Consider the following 22,083-nt stretch of genomic DNA (forward strand, 5'->3'; position numbering starts at 1 on the left):
TACTCGACTTGTTTGTTGCGCTGCAATGTACGCATGAGTCAAACCCAAAAACCGGCTTCGCCACGCTCCGCATCGTCGTCTCTCGAGGCGAATGAGCGTGATGATATTTTCTCGGAAAAGTATGCCTGGGTTGCTGTAGGCGCCTGTGGTTTGGCCTCTGTCGCGTTTGGACCCGAGGAGTCGTTCAAGGCGCTTGGTGATTCCCGCCATCTGTTGTTGTTCTTGGGCTTGTTAACAGCCCTGTCCATTCTTCTTGTTTCCCTGACTTATTTCCGTGTCACCGAACTCTTTCCCAAGGGTGGCGGTGGTTACGCCATGGCCACCAATTTGCTCGGCCCCAGGGTGGGTCTGATCGCAGGCGCGGCGCTGTTGGTGGACTATGTGTTGATGGTGGCTTTGGGCATTAGTGCTTCCACTCATTTAATGTTCAGTTTTTTGCCGCCGTACTTTTACGAGTACCGGGTGTGGGTTTCCATGGCTTTGATGCTGGGTTTGATGAATTTCCACATACAAGGTCGACATTTGAACTTGAAGCCTTTCAAGTATTTGTTTGTCGCATTTCTGCTCACACATCTTGTGTTTATCCTGGTGGGTTTTTCTGATCATTTTCAGGACATCGGTGGCGTAGTCACCCGCAGCATTGAAACCACGCAATCGGATCTGAGCACGTTTGGCTGGTTGCCAGTTCTGGCAATTTTCGCGCGTGGTTTTTTTCTGGGTGGTGGCACTTACACTGGCATTGAGGCGGCTTCGGATACGGTGCAGCTAAGCCGCTACCGGCAAAGCAGCGAGAACCGTCGGAAGATGTTGGCTTATGTGGCCTGCGCGCTGGCCTTTGCTGCAGCAAGCCTTGCGGCCCTGTATTCCCTGTGGGACGTGAACATTGAGCCCACCATGGCTTTAAATGGTGTTTTGTTTGAAAGGGTGTTCACTGACATTGGCTGGGACTGGCCCTATGTCATTTTGGGCTTGTTGGTGATGCTGGGGCTTGAGACAGCCGTGTTGCTGCTGGCCGCGCACGTTGCATTTGTAGTGGGTCCGCGGGTGTTGTCGACCATGGCGATTGATTCCTGGTTGCCCCACCAGTTCCGTTACCTGTCCAATCGTTTTGTGACCAAGAACGGAATCATGCTAATGGGCGGGTTGGCCTTGCTGGCCATCTACCTGAGCGATGCCAATGTGGATTTATTGGTGGTGCTGTTCTCGATCAATGTGTTTATCGTGTTCAGCCTCTCCATGTTGGGGCTGTGTGTTTACTGGCTTAAAAATCGCCACGAGAAGCGTTTCGTCAAAGGATTTTTGTCAGCGTCGCTGGGCTTTGTTGTGTCTGCTTCCATTTTGCTGGGAACCATCATTACCCAGTTTTTTCAAGGGGGGTGGATCACGATGCTGATCACCACGGTAGTGGTGTTGGTGTGCCTGTGGGTACGCAATCACTACCGGGAAACCAAAGATAAAATTACGAAGATCGACGAAGTGTTTGCCATGGCGCAATATGGCTCGGCGCATTCGCCGCCTGAGTTGATTCCTGATGGCAACACCGCAGTATTCATTGTGGGCAATAGCCGTGGCGGTGGTTTACACGCATTGCTTTGGGTGCAGCGCATGTTTCCAAACCACTTTCAGAATTTTGTATTCATGAATGCGCGCACCGTGGATTCCAAGGCATACGGTGGTCGTGAGGCACTTGAAGCCATGCGAGTTGATGCGTCGGTGTCACTGAATTACTTTGTGAATTTTTGCCGCAGCCATGGATTACGTGCCAAGAGCTATTTGTCGTTCGGCACCGATGCCGTGGAAGAGTTAACGAACCTGGCGAAGGTGGTTGCCGAGAATCACCCGAATGCAATTTTCTTTACCAGCAAACTGGTATTTGAGAACGAGAATATTTTGACTCGACTATTGCACAACCAGGCGGCGCTGGAACTTCAACGCCGCTTGCACAATGCAGGTCAGCAAATGGTTATTCTGCCCATGCGACTTTAAGGGTTTTAATCAAAAGATGTGTTGCTTCATGGGGCTGCGTTTGCAATAATAATCGTACTCGATGTTTTGATAGAAAAACTAAATGACCCTCACCGAACTCAAGTACATCGTCGCTTTGGCTCGCGAAAAGCATTTTGGCCGTGCGGCTGATGCCTGTTTTGTCAGCCAGCCAACTTTGTCCGTGGCCATCAAAAAGCTTGAAGAGGAGCTCAGTGTTTCCTTGTTTGAGCGAGGCTCCAATGAGGTGTCGCTGACACCGGTGGGTGAACGCATCGTGGTTCAGGCACAGCGCGTGCTCGAAGAAGCCTCGGCAATCAAAAGTATTGCGCAGCAGGGTATGGACCCGTTGGCGGGCCCGTTGCGCGTGGGCGTAATTTATACCATTGGGCCCTATTTGTTGCCCGGTCTGGTGTCCAGCATGATTGAACGCGTGCCCTCCATGCCCTTGGTGTTGCAAGAAAATTTCACGGTGCGCCTGCTCGAGTTGCTGAAACAGGGTGAAATCGATGTGGCTGTTTTGGCATTACCGATCAATGAATCGGGATTTGTGATTCAGCCTTTGTACGATGAGCCTTTCATGGTTGCTTTACCCAAGTCTCACCGTTGGTCCAACGAAGAAACAATCAGGTCAGATGACCTGCGCAGCGAGAACATGCTTTTGCTGGGCACGGGACATTGCTTCAGGGATCAGGTTTTGGGTGTGTGTCCGGAGCTGTCACGATTCTCGCAGTCGTCCGAAGGCATTCAGCGCACCTTTGAAGGCAGTTCACTTGAAACGATTCGCCACATGGTTGCGTCTGGTGTGGGAATTACAGTTCTGCCTTCCAGCTCTGTGCCAAACCCAGTACCTAAGGAAAGCTTGCTCACGTATATACCGCTTGCCGATGATGACACGCGGCGAACTGTGGCATTGGTATGGCGTAAAAGTTTTGGTCGGCGTGAAGCGCTTGAGGCCTTGCGCGTTGCGATCATGGAATGTGATTTAAACGGTGTTGAGTTTCTTGATGCACCTCAAATGGTGCGTTAAGCAATGGCTGTTTTGAACAAGGCCCGCTTGCGAGACTATTATTTGCTGTTGCGCCTGGACAAACCCGTCGGGATATTGCTCTTGATGTGGCCCACCCTTTGGGGCTTGTGGATGGCCGCTGAAGGCATGCCGCCTTGGCATGTGCTGTTGATATTTGTCGCCGGTGTGGTGTTGATGCGTTCGGCGGGGTGCGCGATTAACGATTATGCGGACCGTGACATTGACTTGCATGTGGAACGTACCCGCAACCGACCTTTGACCAGTGGGCGAATTGCTGAAAAAGAGGCTTTGCTGTTGGCGGCGGCTTTGGCAATTGTGGCTTTGCTGATTACCTTGCCCTTGGGCTGGCCGGTTATTTTGATGAGTATTCCCGCAGCCTTTTTGGCTGGCAGCTACCCGTTTACCAAGCGTTTTTTCCCGATGCCGCAGGCTTATTTGGGCATTGCGTTTGGTTTCTCGATTCCCATGGCTTTTGTCGCAGTTCAGGGCACTGTGCCCGCGTACGCGTGGTTGATTTTTGTTGCCAATGTATTCTGGACAGTGGCTTACGACACGGAATACGCATTGGTCGACAAGCCAGACGATTTGAAACTGGATATAAAAACTGCTGCCATTACGCTGGGCCGATACGACATAGCGGGCATTGTGGTGTGCTACGCAGCCAGCCTGTTGATTTGGGCTTGGGTGGCCAGCTTGCAGGCTTATGGCCCGGCTTTCTGGCTGGGTTGGGTTTGTGCGGTGGGTATCGCTGTTTACCATTTCACCCTGATTCGCAATCGAGACCGTGCGCTGTGTTTTAAAGCGTTCTTACACAACAACTGGCTGGGCGCTGCCTTGTTTGCGGGCCTGGTGCTTCAGTACCTCTGAGTTAAATTTAGTTGCTACCTTTTTGCAGCTCCACAGCACGTGCACAGGCTGCCTTGGCTGCGCTGTTTATTGCTTCTTGCACACCCAGTGTGCGCAACTGTTCCAGGCCGGCGAAGGTGGTACCTCCCTTGCTGGTGACTTTCTCCCGCAGGGTGGCGAATGAATCGTCTGACTGCTTGGCCAGTGTGGCGGCTCCCAAAAAAGTTTGACTGACCAGCAAGTTGGCTTGCGCGTCGTCAAATCCCAGATTTTTTGCGGCTTGCGCCAATGCTTCCATGAGAAAGAATACATAGCCTGGCCCACTGCCTGAAATGGCGGTGACTGCATTGATTTCGTCTTCATTGTTCAGTACCAGTACCTCGCCGCAGCTGCTGAAAATTTGCCTGACCAGGCTTCGATCGCTTTCAGAGCAATTGGCAGTGAAATACAAGCCCGATATGCCCTGTGATACCAATGCTGGCGTGTTGGGCATGCAACGTACCACCCGCGCCTGGTGCTGCTGGCTCCAGTCTTGAATTTGAGCCACGCTGACACCAGCAGCAATGCTGACAATCAAGCTGTTTTTCAAATTGCCTGCTTGGCTGTTGAGCACCGGTTGCATCATTTGTGGTTTCACGGCAAGTACGACCACTTCAGGGCTGAAGTGATCGGGCCAGTCCGTGGAGCAGCCGATTTTCAGTGTGGACATTTTTGAGGCAGCTTCCGCGCTGGGATCAACCACATGAAATGCGCTGGCAGGTGCGCCATTGCCAATCAAACCGCCAAGAATGGCGAAAGCCATGTTGCCGCCACCGATGAATAGAGTGTTCTGCATAGTGATTCCGTGTGTTTATTTTGAGTAGTCGCGTGCGCCAAACAGGGCAGAACCCACACGCACGCAGCTTGATCCACATTCAATGGCCAATTCAAGGTCTGCGGACATGCCCATTGAAAGCGTGTCCAGTTTCAATCCTTGCACATTGAGCGCATCGAATACGGATTTGCATTTCAAGAATTCAATTTTTAGTTGGTCTGTGTTGTCGGTGTTGCTAGGTATGGTCATCAGGCCGCGCAGCGCCAAGTTTTTCATGCCTTGAATTGCCATGCAAAGATCAATGGCCTGATCCGGGTTGACCCCTGATTTGCTGTCTTCGCCCGAGGTGTTGATTTGCACCAGTACATTCAATGGAGGAAGGTTTGCTGGTCGTTGGTCAGACAGCCGCTGCGCGATCTTCAAGCGATCAACGCTGTGCACCCATGAAAAGTTTTCTGCGATCGGCTTCGTTTTGTTGCTTTGAATTGGGCCAATGAAATGCCAGTCAATATGGGTACCCGTTGTTTGCGCATTGGGGTGATCAGCCAGCTGGGTGATTTTATCCAAGGCTTCCTGCAGGTAATTTTCACCAAAAGAGGTTTGGCCGCAGCTGTGAAACTCAAGAATGTCGCTTAAGGGAAAAGTTTTACTGACTGCCAGCAGTTTGACAGCCGAGCCAGGTCGACCAGCTTTGCTGCATGCGGCTGCAATTCTGCTTTGAATGTCAGCCAATTGTGTGGCTCGGTTCATGGTGCATCAATTCAATGCTTAAAAGGAGATTATAGCCACATGACACTGACCGAACTGTTGACCTGGGCTGTGGAAGAACATGCATCGGATTTGCATTTGTCGGCGGACATGCCGCCGATGATTCGTGTGAACGGTGAAATGCGGAAATTGAGCGAGTCAGTATTGGGCCATCGTGAAATTTATCGATTGATTCAAGGGTCAATGACCGAGGCTCAGTGGCAAGGTTGGGAGCAGTCCCATGAATGTGATTACAGTTTTTCGGTGGAAGGTCTGTCGCGATTTCGTGTGAATGCATTCATGCAGAGCAGGGGGGCTGCTGCCGCATTTCGTGTGGTACCCAGCCGCGTAAAAACACTGGAGGAACTTGAAGCGCCAGCGGTGTTTCGCCAAATTGCACGCGAACCGAATGGACTGGTGCTGGTAACGGGGCCAACAGGTTCAGGCAAAAGCACCACTTTGGCTGCGATGGTGGATGATGTGAACCGCAACCAGAAGGCGCACATTCTGACCATTGAGGATCCCATTGAGTTCACCCACACGCCGATGAATTGCGTTATCAACCAGCGAGAACTTGGCGAGCACACCCATTCTTTTGGTGCGGCTTTAAGGTCTGCGTTGCGGGAAGATCCAGACGTTATTCTAGTGGGAGAAATGCGGGATCTTGAAACCATTCAGCTTGCGCTGACTGCCGCAGAAACTGGTCACCTGGTGTTTGCAACCCTGCACACATCCTCGGCACCCAAAACCATCGATCGAATTATTGATGCATTTCCTTCGGCTGACAAAAGCATGGTGCGCGCCATGTTGTCGGAATCACTGCGCGCTGTGATTTGCCAAACCTTGCTGAAAAAGCAGGGCGGTGGTCGAGTTGCGGCTCACGAAATTATGATGGCCACACCGCCGATTCGAAATTTGATTCGTGAAGGCAAGGTGGCGCAAATGTTGTCCTCGATTCAAACCGGTTCGCAGCATGGCATGCAAACCATGGAGCAGGCGGTACAGCGGCTTTTGATGACTGGAAGGATTACTCGAGAAGTGGCCATGAGCGTTATTTCGGGGTCCAACCAACCTTGAGCCATTCAGGTTTGCAGGTAAACTTGCTTTTCAAACAACACGTGAAAGGCAATTCCCATGGCGAACAATGTGTATGAATTCTCTGGCAAAACGCTGGATGGCAAACCCCTGAGCCTGGCCGATTTTCAGGGCAAGGTGTTGCTGATTGTGAATACGGCCAGCAAATGTGGATTTACGCCCCAGTACGAAGGTTTGCAGGAACTGCACAAAGAATTGGGCCAAAAGGGTTTGGTGATTATCGGATTTCCGTGCAACCAGTTTGGCGGGCAAGAGCCTGGCACTGAAGAGGTGATCGCCAGTTTTTGCCAGAAGAATTACGGTGTGGACTTTTTGATGGCCGAGAAAGTAGACGTGAAGGGCAGCGACGCACACCCTTTGTTCAAGTACCTGACTTCTCAGGCCAAGGGCATTTTGGGCACCGAGGCCATCAAGTGGAACTTCACGAAGTTTTTGGTACGCAAAAATGGTGAGGTGTATGACCGTTACGCCCCCACCACCAAGCCGGCGGATCTGAAAGCCGACATTGGCAAGCTGCTGGCTGAATAAACCTCAGTTTTCCTGAGATTCGGGGCTGTCCCCACTGGCCCGTGGACGATAAACACCACGGGTCAACGGAATTTCAAACAGGCGGCATTCAATCGGCCCATTGAACAATGGGCGTTTGCGCTTGGGGCTTAAGCCCAGCGTTTTCTTGATTTCCAGATCGCCAGAGAACAAAAAGGCGGTCCAGCCCGAGAAATTCATTTTCAAATGATCGCCATACGCCTTGAACAGCCGTTCGTAGGCTTCGTCCTCGGGCACATCGGCACCTTTTGCGCGAACCCGTTCGCCGTAAGGTGGGTTGCTGAACACAATGCCGTTGGCAGCTGGTGGCTCTACGGTGAGCGCATCGCGCTGTGCAAATTGCACAATGCCAGCATCGAGCAGTTCTTCGAAACCGGCTCGCGCTAAATTTTCTTTTGCAATCTCGATCAGCAATTCGGTAATGTCGCTGGCATACCACTGAAAGTGAGGCGTGGTCAGTGCTTTGTCCAAGCCCGCATTGAAGCGTCGGTTGGCGTCTTCCTGAAGTTCTTTGCCCCATTCTGGCGTGAAAGGCTTCAGGTTTTCAAATGCAAAGGCGCGCTCAAGGCCCGGTGCTCGGTCGCACAATTGTGAAAGTGATTCGATCACCAAGGTGCCGCTTCCACAAAACGGGTCAAGGAATACATTGGCGTTCTTGCCGGCTTCACTTTGGCGCGCAATGTGCCAAAGGCCTGCAGCCAGGTTTTCCTTCAACGGCGCTACACCCGCTTCTTCTCGCCAGCCACGTTTGAACAGGTTTTCACCAGCCAGGTCGATGTACACCATCGCTTCCGTGGGGTTAATGGCTGCGAAAATGCGCACATCGGGTGCTTCCACGCTCACGTTCGGACGCTCGTCGAATCGTTCCAGGAATGCATCGCACACTGCGTCTTTAAGGCGAAGCTGCGTGAAACGCACGCTTTGAATATCGGCACCCAAATTGTTCAAGTCAACGCGGAAAGTATTCGACAGTTTGAACCAGTTGTACCAATCAACCGATTTGGCGATGTTGTAAAACTGTTCTTCGTTCGTGCATTCACCCCGCGCCAATTCCAGTCCAATACGGCCTGCAAAGCGGCTCCAGTAGGTCATGCGGGTGGCTTGGCGCCAGCTGGCCTCGAAGGTGCAGCCGCCCGTGACTGCACGTGTTTTTTGTGCACCCATGGTTTCCAGTTCAGCCACCAGAATTTCTTCCAGACCGCGCGGGCAACTTGCAAAACATTTGAATACGCTTTGCTTGGTGGAGTTGTGTTGATTTGAATTGGGCATGAATTGCTTTTAAAAATTAGAACGGTTTAACAACCACCAGAATGATGGCGATGGCCATGAGCACCACGGGTACTTCATTGAACCAGCGGAAGTAGGTGTGGCTGCGCGTGTTTTGGCCTGCTTCGAATTTGCGCAGAATACGACCACAACTGTAGTGGTAACCAGCGATGATGAAGACAATCAGGATTTTGGCATGTAGCCAGCCGCTTTGGCCGCCCACTCCAATTTGATAAACCCCAACCAAGGCGAAGCCCAGCAACAATGCGGGTATGGCCAACAAGGTCATGAATTTGTAAAGTTTTCTGGCCATTTGCAACAGGCGTGCCGTGGCCGCAGGTTCTGTTTCCATGGCCAGGTTCACGAAAATACGCGGCAAATAAAACAAGCCTGCGAACCATGAAGCCACAAACAAAATGTGAAAGGCTTTCACCCAAAGATAACCACCCATGTACTGCTCCAGTTAGTTGGTTTTCAAATGCTTAGTTGCGTGTTTCGCCATGACCAAACACCACGTATTTCTGGCTGGTCAAACCCTCCAGACCCACAGGGCCTCGGGCGTGAATTTTATCGGTAGAAATACCGATTTCAGCGCCCAGACCATATTCGAATCCGTCAGCAAAACGAGTCGATGCGTTCACCATGACAGAAGCGGAATCCACTTCCCGAATAAAGCGCATGGCGTGGCTGTGGTTTTCGGTCACGATGCTGTCGGTGTGTTGAGAGCCATATTGGTTAATGTGCGCAATGGCCTCATCCAGGCTATCGACCACCTTGATCGACAAAATCGGTGCCAGGTATTCCGTGTTCCAGTCTTCTTCGGTGGCGGCCTTAACTGATGGCAACAAAGCCATGGTGCGTTTGCAGCCACGCAGTTCAACACTTTTGGCAGCATAACGCTGCGCAAGTTCCGCAAGAACGGGCTTGGCCACATGGGTATGAACCAAGAGTGTTTCCATGGTGTTGCAGGTGCCGTAGCGGTGGGTTTTCGCATTCTCGGCAATATTCACTGCATGGGTCAGGTTTGCCGACTCGTCGATGAATACATGGCAAATGCCGTCCAGGTGCTTGATTACAGGCACTTTGGCATCGCGGGAAATGCGTTCAATCAAGCCTTTGCCACCACGGGGCACAATCACGTCCACGTATTGTGTCATTGTGATCAGGGTGCCCACGGCGGCTCGATCGGTGGTGTCGATCACCTGTACGGCATCCGCAGGTAAACCTGCGGCCTCCAGCCCTTGGGCCACGATTGCGGCCAAAGCCTGATTGCAGCGAAATGCTTCGGAACCGCCACGAAGAATGGTGGCATTGCCTGATTTGATGCACAGGCCTGCTGCGTCCACGGTTACGTTGGGGCGGCTTTCATAGATGATGCCGATTACGCCCAAAGGCACACGCATTTTGCCCACCTGAATGCCGGATGGACGATTCTTGAAGTCGGTCATCTCACCAATTGGATCTGGCAATTGGGCAATTTGCTCCAGGCCTTCGGCCATGGTTTCAATGGCTTTGTCGCTCAGGGCCAAACGATCAAGCAGGGCAGCATCCAGGCCGTTGGCCTGGGCTTGGGCCATGTCAGCCTGATTGGCTTTGGTCAGTTCGGCCTTGTTGGCTCGAATCAGTTTGGCGGTTTCAAGCAGTGCCTGGTTTTTGGCGTGGGTATTGGCTTTGGCCATGTCAACGGCCGCGGCACGGGCTTTTTTGCCGATAGCCAGAATTTGTTCTTCAATGCTCATGATGCTTACTCGTTCAGGTATTCCATAGTTCGGGTGGCTCAACGCCAGCCACACCCAAACCGATTATTTCAAACAGTGTCCAGGGGTTGCCCTGTTTCATGCCCTTGATGGTTTTTTCAGCGGCGTAGCACCAGGCCGTCAGCTTTTGCAGGCTGGCGGGGTTGTGCCGTTTCAGTGCGGCACTGATGTGATTTTGTCGCTGTCCCCAAATTCTATTTTGCCGGCAGGCATCCGACAAAGACATTCCGCGTCGCATGGCATGCTGTGTGTCGCGAATGGCACGAATTTCCTCCTGCAAGGCCCACAACACCAGAGTGGGTGCTTCACCTTCGGCCTCCAGCCCTTCGATCATGCGCGTTACGCGTTTGGTGTCACCGGCCAGCAGGCTGCCACCCAAATCAAATACATTGAAGCGGGCTGAGTTGGCGACCATGCCTTGTACCTGTTCAATATCCACCGTGCCTTGGTGTTCGATCGCCAGTTTTTCAATGGTTTGGTGCGCCACCAACAAATTGCCTTCAGTTTTTACAGCGAGCCAGGCACATGTTTCACGGGTAAGTTGTACACCTTTGCGTTTGGCGGATTGCGCGATCCAGCCAGGTAATGCGTCAGCGCTTACGGGGCGACAGGCAATCTCGGTTCCCCTGGCGAGCAGGTCAGCAAAGCCAGCACTTTTTTCTTGGGTTTTGTTTAATTTTGGGGCGCTGACCAAGAGGCAGTGAGCTGTCTCGCCAGATGCAATCCATTGGGCTGCTTTGCCCAGGGCTTCGGCAGCTTCCTTGCTCAATTTGGGTTGGTTAATCCGCAAATCCACCAGGGAGACATCACCAAACAGGGAAACCTCGGCAAACAGGGACAGAAATTCCTGTGGGTCGAATTGCCGGTCCACTTCAACGATTTGGCGTTGGTATTCTGTCTGTTTTTTCAGGCGCTGGCGATACAGGTCAGCAGCTTGGGTGGCAAACAAAGGTTCATCAGTAAATACGCACAGCAACTGGGGCAAAGTGATGTTTGCCTCATCGTTTAACCAGGTGTCGAGCGCAATCTGTTTCACTTCGTGGCTTGCCCCGTCGTTTTCGCATTGCCCAGTTGTAACGCGCTTAGCCGCCCGGTAATTTGGCGCGCAATGTCACGTTGCATTTCGGTGTAAAGCTGGTTTTCTTCGGCTTCCTTGCCCAAGATTTGATCATCGGTGTAGGTGAGTTCGCGGCGCTGGCTTAGCTGGCTGGTCGCAATCAGGAAGTCCCCGTTTGTGTCGACCACGCTGTACACCAACTCATAGGTGACACGAACCTCGCGCGCACGGCCTGTGGCGCTAAACGTCACAATGCTCCGGTCGCGTGTTTCACCCAACAAATTCAGCTTCAAAGGTGCGCCTTCCGGAGGATTCACTTTCAGGTTCAGGATCTGAAGTTGCAAGTCCATATTGCGGTTCATTTCCGAATTTTCCATGCCGCGCAATTCGATTTTCTCAAAGTCGAAGTTGTACTGACCACGTAGCTGAAAACCGCAGGCAGTCAGCGCAAGGGTTGTTGTCAGTAATGCAATGGCTTGAATGAATCGTTTCATAAGGGCTCGCTTCTTGTTGGGGTCGATCTTAAACAACGATATTGACCAGTTTGCCGGGTACCACAATGACTTTCTTTGCGGGTTTGCCTTCCATGAATTTTTCAGCTGCTTCGCTGGCCAATGCGGTCGCTTCAATGCTGGTTTTGTCGGCATTTGCAGGCACTTCAATGCTGCCACGCAGCTTGCCATTGACCTGAACCATCAGGGTGAGTTCAGACCGCACCAGCGCTTTTTCATCCACTTCTGGCCATGGGGAATCCAGCAACTCACCATGGGCCTGACTGTAGTTCAGGCTGCTCCACAGGTGACAGGTGACATGGGGCACAATCGGATACAGCACACGCAATAAAATACCAAGGCCCTCTGACAGTACAGCGTGGTCAGTGGTGGTATGGGCTTCACTGGCAAACGCATCCAGGGTGTTGAGCATTTTCATGCCGGCAGACACCACTGTGTTGTATTGATTGCGGTCGTAGTCAAAGTTGGCTTGTTTCAGAATTTCATGCACATCGCGGCGGGTGTTTTGCGCCGCCTTGCCAAGTTCGGCTGGGTTCAATGCGGGCTGCGTCTTGATCGCCTCTTGCTTGTTCAGGGCCAATTGGTAAAGGCGTTTCAGGAAGCGGTGTGCACCTTCCACACCGGAATCACTCCACTCGAGGCTTTGCTCGGGTGGGGCCGCAAACATGGTGAACAGGCGTGCGGTGTCGGCGCCGTATTGGTCGATCAAGGCTTGTGGATCAATGCCGTTGTTTTTGGACTTCGACATTTTTTCCACACCACCGATTTGCACCGCGGTGCCGTTGCTGCTTAGGCGTGCAGACACCGGGCGGCCCTTGTCGTCGAATTCAACTGCGACATCGGCCGGGTTGATCCAGATTTTTTTGCCGTTGGCTTCTTCGGTGTAATAGGTGTCGTTCAACACCATGCCCTGGGTCAGCAGGGCAGTGGCGGGTTCGCGGAATTTCACCAGGCCCAGGTCGTTCATGACCTTGGTCCAGAAGCGACTGTAGAGCAAATGCAAAATGGCATGCTCGATGCCGCCGATGTACTGGTCCATGGGCATCCAGTAATCGCTGCGCTCGTCTGTCATGGTGGGGGCGTCGTTGCACACATAGCGCGTGAAGTACCAGCTGGAGTCCACGAAGGTGTCCATGGTGTCGGTTTCACGGCGCGCAGGCTTGCCACACTTTGGGCACTTGCATTCATAGAATGCAGCGCTTTTGGCCAGTGGGTTGCCGCTGCCGTCCGGTACCAGGTCTTCAGGCAACACCACAGGCAAGTCGGCTTCGGGTACTGGTACATCGCCGCAGGTGTCGCAATGAATGATTGGAATGGGGGTGCCCCAATAACGTTGGCGTGAAATACCCCAGTCGCGCAGGCGGAACTGAGTGCGTTTCTCGCCCAGCCCTTTGGCAGCCAACAGATCAGCCACTTTGTCCACAGCTGCTGTGTAACTCAACCCATCAAGCGGGCCACTGGCCATGCACTGGCCACGTTCTTTGTCGCCATACCACTCGGCCCATTCAGCATTGTTGAATACTTCGCCTTTCACGCCAATCACCTGCTTGATGGCAATGCCGTATTTCAAGGCAAACGCGAAGTCTCGCTCGTCGTGTGCAGGCACACCCATTACGGCACCATCGCCGTAGCTCATCAACACGTAGTTGCCGACCCACACGGGTACTTCATCCCCGGTCAATGGGTGGGTTACTTTCAGGCCAGTGGGCATGCCTTTCTTTTCCATGGTGGCCATGTCGGCCTCGGCCACACCACCCGCTTTGCATTCGGCTATGAATGCCTGAAGTTCAGGATTTGTTTCAGAGGCAAGCGCAGCCAAGGGATGTTCAGCCGCCACGGCGCAAAATGTAACGCCCATGATGGTGTCGGCGCGTGTAGTGAACACATACATTTTGCCGTCTTGAATCAATTCACCAGCAGCGTTTTTGATCTCATGCGGGAATGCAAAGCGTACGCCTGTGGATTTGCCGATCCAGTTTTCCTGCATCACCTTCACGCGGTCAGGCCACTGTAAACCATTCAAATCGTCGAGCAATACGTCGGCATAGTCGGTAATCGCCATGTAGTACATCGGAATGTCGCGCTTTTCAACGACAGCGCCCGAGCGCCAGCCTTTGCCGTCGATCACTTGCTCGTTGGCCAGCACAGTTTGGTCAATTGGGTCCCAATTCACGGTGCCTGTTTTTTTGTACACAATGCCTTTCTCAAGCATTTTCAAAAACAGCCACTGGTTCCATTTGTAGTAATCGGGCTTGCAGGTGGCCACTTCCTTGGACCAGTCAATGGCCAAGCCCATGGATTCCATCTGCTTTTTCATGTAATCAATGTTGCTGTAAGTCCAGGCCGCTGGCGGCTTGCCGTTGGCCATCGCGGCGTTTTCCGCGGGCATGCCAAATGCGTCCCAGCCCATGGGCATCAGGGTGTTGTAGCCCTTCATGCGTTTTTGGCGAATCATTACATCGTTGATTGTGTAATTTCGCACATGGCCCATGTGCAGTTTTCCGCTGGGGTAAGGCAGCATCGATACGCAGTAGTACTTGGGCTTGAGTTTGCCGCTTGCATCTTTTGCGAAAGCCTCGGCTTTGTAAGCGTCCGATTTTTTCCATAGGCCTTGAACGGCGTTTTCAATGTCTTGTGCGGCGTATTTGTCAAACATGGTGGCGTTGAAACTTGGTGTGAATTTTGAATGCGGGCGGGACCATGCCGGGTTGGGCAGGCCAATCGGTCATTATATCGGGCTTTTTCGTTTTTTACGGGCGCGGCTGGTACCCCAATCACTGTTAAAATCAACAGCAAAACCAAATTTGATTGTGAGAAGCCGTGTCTTTACTCGATAGCCTGAATCCCGAACAACTGGCAGCCGTCACTTTGCCGCGTGAATCTGCGCTGATTCTTGCGGGTGCTGGCAGCGGAAAAACGAAAGTGCTGACTGCACGCATTGCCTGGTTGATTCAAACCGGGCAGGTGGGGCCCAATGGGGTGTTGGCGGTTACCTTCACCAATAAAGCTTCAAAAGAAATGCTTCATCGCATTTCAACCATGCTGCCCATTAACACCCGCAGCATGTGGGTGGGTACGTTTCACGGCTTGTGCAACCGCATGTTGCGGGCACACTGGAAAGAAGCCGGTTTGCCACAGGCCTTCCAGATTCTGGACATGCAAGACCAGTTGTCGGCCATCAAACGCATGTACAAGGTCTTGGGCATTGACGCTGAAAAGTTTCCCCCCAAGCAGCTCAGTTATTTCGTTGGCTCTGCGAAAGACCAGGGCTTGCGCCCAAAAGATGTCGAAGCGCACGACGAATACCACCGAATGATGGTTCGGTTGTACGAGGCCTACGAAGCCCAGTGCCAGCGCGAAGGTGTGGTTGATTTCGCGGAGTTGTTGTTGCGTTCATTCGAGTTGCTGGGTGCCAACCCCGCATTGCGCGAGCATTACCAAGCCCGATTCAAATACATTTTGGTGGACGAGTTCCAAGACACCAACAGCCTGCAGTACAACTGGCTGAAGCGTTTGGCTGGGCCACAAGGATGCATATTTGCCGTGGGCGACGATGACCAGTCCATCTACGCATTTCGCGGTGCACGCGTGGCGAATATGGTGCAGTTTGAAAACGATTTCAATGTACAAAACCGAATCAAGCTTGAACAGAACTATCGCTCGGTTGGCAATGTGCTGAAGGCGGCCAACGTACTGATTGCGCACAACAAAGCCCGCTTGGGCAAAGAATTGTGGACCGAAGCAGGCGAGGGCGAGGCCATTCGTGTGTACGAGGCGGTGAGCGATCAAGACGAGGCCGCATTCATTATTGATCGAATCAAAAAGTTGATTCTGGATGAAGGTTTTAGCAGATCCGACGTCGCAATTCTGTACCGGTCCAACGCACAGTCACGGGTGGTTGAACAGGCTTTGTTCAACGCCGGTATTCCTTACCGGGTGTATGGCGGCTTGCGCTTTTTTGAACGCGCTGAAATTAAACATGCCTTGGCATATTTGCGTTTGATGGACAACGCAGACGATGACAACTCATTTTCCCGGGTGGTTAATTTTCCCACTCGCGGCATTGGTGCGCGCAGTGTGGAGCAGTTGCAAGACATTTCCACTGCGCAGGGTACTTCCTTGTATCGCGCTATCCACCGCATGGAAGGGCGTGCGCAGGCGGGTTTGAAAAAATTTGCTGACTTGATTGAGCGCATGCGGTTCGAGACCCGTGGCTTGAGCCTTGCTGATTTGGTCGACAAAGTGATTAATGAGTCCGGTTTGATTGCCCATTTTCAAGCTGACAAAGATGGTGAGGATCGCGTAGAAAACTTGAAGGAATTGGTTAACGCTGCGGCCTCCTTTGCGATTTCAGAAGGCTATTACCAAGATGCAGCCGCCACCATGGTGGACGAAGAAAAACTGATTACGCCCCTGGCGGATTTTTTATCGCATGCATCACTGGAGGCAGGTGACAACGCCGCTGCGGCTGGTCAAGAGGCCATTCAACTCATGACAGCGCATTCTGCCAAGGGTCTTGAATTCAAATGTGTATTCGTGACTGGGTTGGAAGAAGGTCTGTTTCCGCACGAGAACAGCATTGGCAATTCAGTGGAGGGCGGCGACGGCACCAGTGTGGAAGCTGTGGAAGAAGAGCGCCGCTTGATGTACGTGGCCATTACCCGTGCGCGCGAGCAACTGTTTTTGAGCCATGCCCAGCAGCGCATGCTGCATGGCCAAATTCGTTACCACCTGCGTTCGCGTTTTCTGGATGAGTTGCCCGAAGAAGTACTGAAGTGGCTCACCCCCAAGCGCGCACACATTGCCAGCCAGGGTTGGGATGCGCTCGATTCCAAAGTGTGGGGGCAGAACAAAACCCTGAATGTTGGATACAGCAACAAAGCGCCCAAACGTCCGTATGACATTGGTACAGGCGTTGCGCATGCCAAGTTTGGTAGTGGTGTTGTGGTGGCCTATGAAGGCGAGGGTGACGACCAAAGAATTCAAATCAACTTTGGTCGCCAGGGCATGAAGTGGTTGATGCTCAGTTTGGCGAAGCTTGAGCGAAGTTGAAAAGGTTACACCTGCGGGTCTTGTTCAAAAACTGCCTGGTAAGTGGGGTAAAACGTGCACAGCGACACTGCCATCACCAAGGCCACACACATCATGTTCAGTGCGCTTACAAACACTGCAGGCAAACCGAGCATGGTAAAAATGACCACAAACACCGATGAGAAACCCAAGCCCAGAACCAGCCAACCCATGCCATAGATGAAAAAGCTGGCCTTGTTGCGCCACACCGCAACCCAGCTTGAGAACAGGGCCTGCACAGGTTTCATGTTGTGCCACACCACCAGCACTGGCGCAAACCAAAATGCCAACAACACCGGGATGCTGGTGATGCCCACAAAGACCATGTACAGCACCATGTATTCCATAAAGGCAGCACTTGCTGCCGGGTCTGCTTTTTGAAGGTCTTCAATGGACACATTGGGTTGTGCGCCTAGCAACAGGTGCGCCAGCAGCTTGATCACCGCAAAGCATGCGGTGTAGATCGCACCGAGCACGATCAGCGACTGCAGGTGTTTTCTGTGTTCCTGACTGAAGCCGCTGAAAAGAACAATCGGGCTGACCCGCAATCCTTTCTGCCCCATGCGTCCTGCCAGCATAATGCCGAACCCCATGGCGGGCGATGCGATGGCCACAACGGCTGCACCCAGAAATGGAATCAACAGCCCCACAAACAGAATGATAAACAGGTAGGTGTTGCCGAACAAAAACATCTCGCCCGGCTTTTTGCGAAAAAGCTGTACGCCCTGCATCAGCCACTCCCAACCAGCGCTGGGTGGGCACGTGTGTACATAATTGGCCAATTGAAAAGTCCTTAGTTCGGTTGCACTGCAAATGGAATACCTTGGCGACGCGCCAACAATACTCGCTCAAAATGTTGCGGGTCTTTCACATTCAAAACCTCGGCTTCTCGGGGCATGTAAAAGTCGTAAAGGCGAGAGGCCCAGAAGCGTAGCGCCGCGGCGCGGAGCATGTCTTGCCACAGTTCACACTCGTGAATGGTCAATGGGCGAACTTCCTGGTAACCGTTCAGCAAGGCATCCAGAAGGTTATCCTTGAATTCACCGCTGTCCAGGTTGATACACCAATCGTTGGCAGTTACTGCCAAGTCAAAGAGATAGGTGTCCACCCCTGCAAAATAAAAGTCGATGACACCACCCAGTGTGCCGCCCTGCATCAAGGCGTTGTCGCGGAACAAATCAGCGTGCACCGCGCCTTTTGGCAGGGTTTTGTAGGCATTTCCTGCCGCCACGGTTTTTTGGTGACTCACTTCGTCGTGCAGCAGTTTACACACGGCATCGGGCAAATGGTCGTCCAGTTCATTCATTGCATTTTCGATCCACGCCAAGCCACGCGGGTTGGGGGTGTTTCCTGCGAAGTCGGCTACGGCCAAGTGGGCTTGGGCACTGAACTTGCCAATTGCGTGGCACTGCTCGGCGTTGGGGTGATCCACCGATTTTCCGCTAAGGCAAGTCACCAGCGTGGCGGGCTTGCCGTGCAGCGTATTGAACAGCTCGCCTTTGGCGTTTGCGATCGGTCCAGGAACAGCCAAACCTTTTTTTGCCAGGTGTTCCATCAAACCCAGGTAAAACGGCAGGTCTTCTGCGCGCAACTTCTCAAACAGCGTGAGCACAAACCTGCCCGTGCTGGAGTTCACGAAGTAATTGGTGTTCTCGATGCCCGACTCAATTCCTTCGAATGAAAGCAGTTCACCGCACTTGCGGTCTTTTAGCCACTGCTGCAGTTCATCTTGTGTAATACGCGTAAAAACAGCCATTCAATATCCCGAGAAGGTCACAACACCGACAAAGCACCCCGGATTTTACCCGTGTTTGGCCCTGCTTTATAAGTCCAGCAGCTTCTCTGTTTCACTCTCTGATGGGTTGAAGGTGCGTTTTTCGTAGAAACGGAAAATACATCCCAAAACCTCTTCGGGTGTTTCAACCACTTCAAACAGATCCATATCGCCGGGGCTGATCATGCCTTCACCCAACAAATGGCTTTTAACCCAGTCAATCAGGCCTGCCCAAAACTTCGAACCCACCAAAATGATCGGAATGCGTCGCCCCTTGTTGGTTTGAATCAAAGTTAGTGCTTCAAACATCTCGTCGAGCGTTCCAAAACCACCGGGCATGACTACATAGGCGCTGGCGTACTTCGCAAAAGCAACTTTGCGGGCAAAAAAGTGGCGAAACGTGAGCGAGATGTCTTGATAGGCGTTACCGCTTTGTTCAAAGGGCAGCTCAATATTCAACCCGACGCTGGGAGATTCGCCTGCGTGGGCACCTTTGTTGGCTGCTTCCATGATGCCGGGGCCACCGCCGCTAATCACCGCGAAGCCTGAATCAGACAATGCACGGGCAATATTCTCGGTAAGTGCGTAGTAAGGGTGATCCGTAGGTGTTCTGGCACTACCAAAAATGGAGACCGAGGGGCGAATTGCCGACAGCTTCTCAGTCGCCTCAATGAACTCTGCCATAATTCCCAACACATGCCATGACTCACGGGCCTTCACTGCGGTGGATTGTTCTTTGGAGGGGAGGTGGCGCAATGTTGGAATATTCTTATTTTTGGTTGTCATATGAAGCGATTACTCCTGGTTGATGGTTCGAGCTACCTGTACCGTGCCTTTCATGCCATGCCTGACCTGCGCAACCGCGCTGGTGAGCCCACCGGGGCCATTTACGGCATGGTTAATATGCTTCGACGCCTGCGTGCAGACTACAACACCGACGATATCACCTCCAATTGTATCGCCTGTGTGTTCGATGCGCCGGGCAAAACCTTTCGCGACGACATTTACCCGGAATACAAGGCGAACCGGGCCAGCATGCCAGAGGATTTGGCTGCGCAGATCCCCCACATCCATGAAGTGACGCGCGCCATGGGTTGGCCTATTGTGATGGAGCCAGGCATTGAGGCTGATGATGTCATTGGCACCTTGGCCCAGGTGGCCATGGACCAAGGATTTGATGAAGTGATTGTGTCCACAGGCGACAAAGACATGGCCCAGTTGGTGAACGACAAGGTTCGCTTGGTCGACACCATGAAAAATGCGGTGATGACTCGGGACGCCGTATTCGAGAAGTTTGGCGTGTACCCCGAGCAAATTGTGGATTACCTGACCCTGGTAGGTGACACCGTGGACAACGTGCCAGGCGTAGAAAAGGTGGGGCCGAAAACCGCAGCCAAGTGGCTGGCTGAATACAAAACCCTTGACGCGATTGTGGCCAATGCGGACAAAATTGGTGGCAAGGTGGGTGAGAACCTGCAAAAAGCGCTGGACTGGTTGCCCACCGGCAAAACATTGGTCACCATCAAAATGGATTGCGAGTTCGAGCTTCGCAGGCACATTGAAGAGCAGTTGAAGGCGCACCCGGAAAATACCGACGCTTTGAAACAATTGTTTCAACGCTTTGAGTTCAAAACCTGGTTTCGTGCCTTGGGCGGAGTGGCCGAAGACGAAGTGGCAACAAAACCGAAAGTGGATGGTCCGCCCGATGGCAGCTCCATGAGTTTGTTTGATGCGCCCACGCAGGCTGTGGAGTCCATTGAAACGGTTTGCGTGCAAACGCAAGCACAACTTGATTCGTTACTTGCAGAATTAAAAGCTGCCGCCGCCAGCAAAACACCCGTGGCCTTTGACACAGAAACTGATTCGCTAGAGCCCATGAATGCCCGAATTGTGGGCTTGTCATTTGCCATGAAGCCTGGCGTGGGTTATTACATCCCCTTAACGCATCAGGATTTGACGGCTGAGCCGCAACTGCCGCTGGCCGATGTGTTGGCATTTCTGAAGCCCTGGTTCGAAGATTCCGATTCGCCCAAAATTGCCCAGAATGCAAAATACGATTTGCATGTCATGGCCAATCACGATGTGTGGGTGAAGGGCCTGTTTGAAGACACCATGCTGGCCAGCTACATTCTGGAGGCTCACAAGCCGCACGGCATGGACGCCTTGGCCCTGCGCTGGTTGAACTACAACACCATCAAATACGAGGAAGTGGCCGGCAAGGGGGCCAGTCAAATTACCTTTGATCAGGTACCCATTGATACAGCCACCAAATACGCAGCAGAAGACGCCGAGGTTACTTTGCGCCTTGCTCACACCTTGAAAGCCGAGCTGGACAAAGTACCCGATCTCGTCAAGCTGTACCGCAATGTAGAGTTGCCCTTTGGGCAAGTGCTGTTCGAGGTTGAACGCAATGGTGTGTTGATTGATTCTGACAAACTCGAGGCTCAAAGTGCCGAGATTGCAGACAAGTTGAAGCTGATTGAAGAGCAGGCCTTTGAGCTTGCAGGTGGCAGTTTTAATCTGAATTCGCCCAAACAAATTGGCGAGTTGTTGTTCGAAAAACTTGGTTTGCCTGTGGTGAAAAAAACGGCCAGCGGCGCGCCATCCACGGATGAAGAAGTGCTCAGCAAGCTGGCAGAAGATTATCCGCTGCCAGCCAAATTGCTGGAACACCGCTCACTGGCCAAATTGAAAAGCACCTACACCGACAAACTGCCCCGCATGGTGAATGCGCGCACAGGGCGCGTGCACACCAATTACGCGCAGGCGGTGGCTGTTACAGGCCGTTTGGCCAGTAACGATCCCAATTTGCAGAATATTCCAGTGCGCACAGCTGAAGGGCGCCGGGTTCGAGAGGCATTCATTGCCGCGCCGGGTTGTGTTTTGGTGTCTGCTGATTATTCTCAAATTGAGTTGCGCATCATGGCCCATATTTCAGGCGATGAAGCCTTGGTCCACGCCTTCAATGAAGGGTTGGACATTCACAGTGCCACTGCGTCTGAAATTTTTGGTGTGGGTTTGAATGAGGTGACTTCGGATCACCGCCGAACCGCCAAGGTGATTAACTTCGGTCTGATCTACGGCATGAGTGCATTTGGCTTGGCCGGCAACCTGGGCATTACCCGCGAGGCCGCAAAGCTTTACATTGACCGCTATTTTTCGCGTTATCCCGGCGTGGCGAAATTCATGGACAATGTACGTGCCCAAGCCAAGGAAGACGGCTTTGTGCAAACCGTGTTCGGTCGCCGCTTGTGGCTGCCCGAGATCAAAAGCCCCAATGGTCCTCGCCGTGCGGGTGCTGAACGGGCTGCGATCAATGCGCCCATGCAGGGTACCTCGGCGGATCTCATCAAAATGGCCATGGTCGAATTGTCATCGTGGCTAAAAACTGAAAAGCTGCAAACCAAAATGATCATGCAGGTGCACGATGAGGTTATTTTTGAAGTACCCAAGGGTGAACTCGAATTGATCCAGAAGCGTGTACCTGAAATCATGACGCAAGTTGCGAAATTGCGCGTACCGCTGGAAGTGGGTTGTGGCGTTGGCAACAACTGGGAAGAGGCGCATTAAATTTCAGAAGAAATGA

18 protein-coding genes are annotated in these 22,083 nt (G+C 52.6%); 7 read left to right on the plus strand and 11 right to left on the minus strand.

From position 1 onward, the window contains the following. Nucleotides 1-33 precede the first annotated feature (33 nt). The 3 genes from FRIGORI9N_RS02985 to ubiA all read left to right on the plus strand — a co-directional run bounded on the left by FRIGORI9N_RS02985 (nt 34) and on the right by ubiA (nt 3,880). Nucleotides 34-1,986, plus strand: a complete 1,953-nt coding sequence (locus tag FRIGORI9N_RS02985) for an APC family permease (RefSeq protein WP_159568407.1) — start codon at nt 34-36, stop codon at nt 1,984-1,986. Between the two features lie 82 nt (nt 1,987-2,068). After that, on the plus strand, nt 2,069-3,013 hold the full coding sequence (locus FRIGORI9N_RS02990) for a LysR substrate-binding domain-containing protein (protein ID WP_159568408.1): 945 nt from the start codon (nt 2,069-2,071) through the stop codon (nt 3,011-3,013). A 3-nt stretch (nt 3,014-3,016) separates the two neighbouring features. Then, nucleotides 3,017-3,880, plus strand: a complete 864-nt coding sequence (ubiA, locus tag FRIGORI9N_RS02995) for a 4-hydroxybenzoate octaprenyltransferase (RefSeq protein ID WP_159568409.1) — start codon at nt 3,017-3,019, stop codon at nt 3,878-3,880. A 7-nt stretch (nt 3,881-3,887) separates the two neighbouring features. On the opposite strand, the gene proC is transcribed toward ubiA, so the two are convergent. Both proC and FRIGORI9N_RS03005 read right to left on the minus strand, forming a co-directional pair. Next, the gene (gene proC / locus FRIGORI9N_RS03000) at nt 3,888-4,694 is read right to left on the minus strand and encodes a pyrroline-5-carboxylate reductase (protein WP_159568410.1); all 807 of its coding nucleotides are present in this window, start codon (nt 4,692-4,694) and stop codon (nt 3,888-3,890) included. A 15-nt stretch (nt 4,695-4,709) separates the two neighbouring features. Then, complete coding sequence (locus FRIGORI9N_RS03005) at nt 4,710-5,423, minus strand: YggS family pyridoxal phosphate-dependent enzyme (RefSeq protein WP_159568411.1); 714 nt, start codon at nt 5,421-5,423, stop codon at nt 4,710-4,712. Between the two features lie 39 nt (nt 5,424-5,462). On the opposite strand from FRIGORI9N_RS03005, the gene FRIGORI9N_RS03010 reads away from it, so the two are divergent. Then, nucleotides 5,463-6,497 (plus strand): type IV pilus twitching motility protein PilT, encoded by a 1,035-nt coding sequence (locus FRIGORI9N_RS03010; RefSeq protein WP_159568412.1) that lies wholly within the window; start codon nt 5,463-5,465, stop codon nt 6,495-6,497. A gap of 57 nt (nt 6,498-6,554) precedes the next feature. Further along, nucleotides 6,555-7,043: a glutathione peroxidase gene (locus FRIGORI9N_RS03015; RefSeq protein WP_159568413.1), complete on the plus strand. Its 489-nt coding sequence runs from the start codon at nt 6,555-6,557 to the stop codon at nt 7,041-7,043. 3 nt (nt 7,044-7,046) lie between these two features. Here FRIGORI9N_RS03015 and FRIGORI9N_RS03020 read toward each other — a convergent pair whose 3' ends face one another. Genes FRIGORI9N_RS03020 through leuS form a run of 6 tightly spaced genes read right to left on the minus strand, consistent with a single transcriptional unit; the run spans nt 7,047 to nt 14,309 of the window. Continuing rightward, nucleotides 7,047-8,330, minus strand: a complete 1,284-nt coding sequence (locus tag FRIGORI9N_RS03020; RefSeq protein ID WP_159568414.1) for a class I SAM-dependent RNA methyltransferase — start codon at nt 8,328-8,330, stop codon at nt 7,047-7,049. 16 nt (nt 8,331-8,346) lie between these two features. Continuing rightward, the gene (locus FRIGORI9N_RS03025) at nt 8,347-8,778 is read right to left on the minus strand and encodes a CopD family protein (protein WP_159568415.1); all 432 of its coding nucleotides are present in this window, start codon (nt 8,776-8,778) and stop codon (nt 8,347-8,349) included. A gap of 31 nt (nt 8,779-8,809) precedes the next feature. Continuing rightward, on the minus strand, nt 8,810-10,066 hold the full coding sequence (locus tag FRIGORI9N_RS03030) for a glutamate-5-semialdehyde dehydrogenase (RefSeq protein WP_159568416.1): 1,257 nt from the start codon (nt 10,064-10,066) through the stop codon (nt 8,810-8,812). Between the two features lie 13 nt (nt 10,067-10,079). Further along, entirely contained in the window at nt 10,080-11,120 is a 1,041-nt protein-coding gene (gene holA, locus FRIGORI9N_RS03035; RefSeq protein WP_159568417.1) for a DNA polymerase III subunit delta, read from the minus strand. Further along, entirely contained in the window at nt 11,117-11,635 is a 519-nt protein-coding gene (lptE, locus tag FRIGORI9N_RS03040) for an LPS assembly lipoprotein LptE (protein WP_159568418.1), read from the minus strand. Before lptE ends, holA begins: the two co-directional genes overlap by 4 nt. A 28-nt stretch (nt 11,636-11,663) precedes the next feature. Next, complete coding sequence (leuS, locus tag FRIGORI9N_RS03045) at nt 11,664-14,309, minus strand: leucine--tRNA ligase (protein WP_159568419.1); 2,646 nt, start codon at nt 14,307-14,309, stop codon at nt 11,664-11,666. A 164-nt stretch (nt 14,310-14,473) separates the two neighbouring features. On the opposite strand from leuS, the gene FRIGORI9N_RS03050 reads away from it, so the two are divergent. Next, the gene (locus tag FRIGORI9N_RS03050; RefSeq protein WP_159568420.1) at nt 14,474-16,705 is read left to right on the plus strand and encodes a UvrD-helicase domain-containing protein; all 2,232 of its coding nucleotides are present in this window, start codon (nt 14,474-14,476) and stop codon (nt 16,703-16,705) included. 5 nt (nt 16,706-16,710) lie between these two features. On the opposite strand, the gene FRIGORI9N_RS03055 is transcribed toward FRIGORI9N_RS03050, so the two are convergent. The 3 genes from FRIGORI9N_RS03055 to FRIGORI9N_RS03065 all read right to left on the minus strand — a co-directional run bounded on the left by FRIGORI9N_RS03055 (nt 16,711) and on the right by FRIGORI9N_RS03065 (nt 19,283). Next, complete coding sequence (locus tag FRIGORI9N_RS03055; protein WP_159568421.1) at nt 16,711-17,505, minus strand: BPSS1780 family membrane protein; 795 nt, start codon at nt 17,503-17,505, stop codon at nt 16,711-16,713. Nucleotides 17,506-17,516: 11 nt separating this feature from the next. Next, on the minus strand, nt 17,517-18,479 hold the full coding sequence (locus FRIGORI9N_RS03060; RefSeq protein WP_159568422.1) for a homoserine kinase: 963 nt from the start codon (nt 18,477-18,479) through the stop codon (nt 17,517-17,519). Nucleotides 18,480-18,545: 66 nt separating this feature from the next. Next, on the minus strand, nt 18,546-19,283 hold the full coding sequence (locus FRIGORI9N_RS03065) for a TIGR00730 family Rossman fold protein (RefSeq protein ID WP_159568423.1): 738 nt from the start codon (nt 19,281-19,283) through the stop codon (nt 18,546-18,548). Here FRIGORI9N_RS03065 and polA point away from each other — a divergent pair, their 5' ends adjacent. Then, complete coding sequence (gene polA / locus FRIGORI9N_RS03070; protein ID WP_159568424.1) at nt 19,284-22,067, plus strand: DNA polymerase I; 2,784 nt, start codon at nt 19,284-19,286, stop codon at nt 22,065-22,067. It abuts the gene before it with no gap. Nucleotides 22,068-22,083: the final 16 nt, after the last annotated feature.

Origin of the sequence: Limnobacter sp. 130 (assembly GCF_902506325.1) — a bacterium.
Taxonomy (GTDB): Bacteria; Pseudomonadota; Gammaproteobacteria; order Burkholderiales; family Burkholderiaceae_B; genus Limnobacter.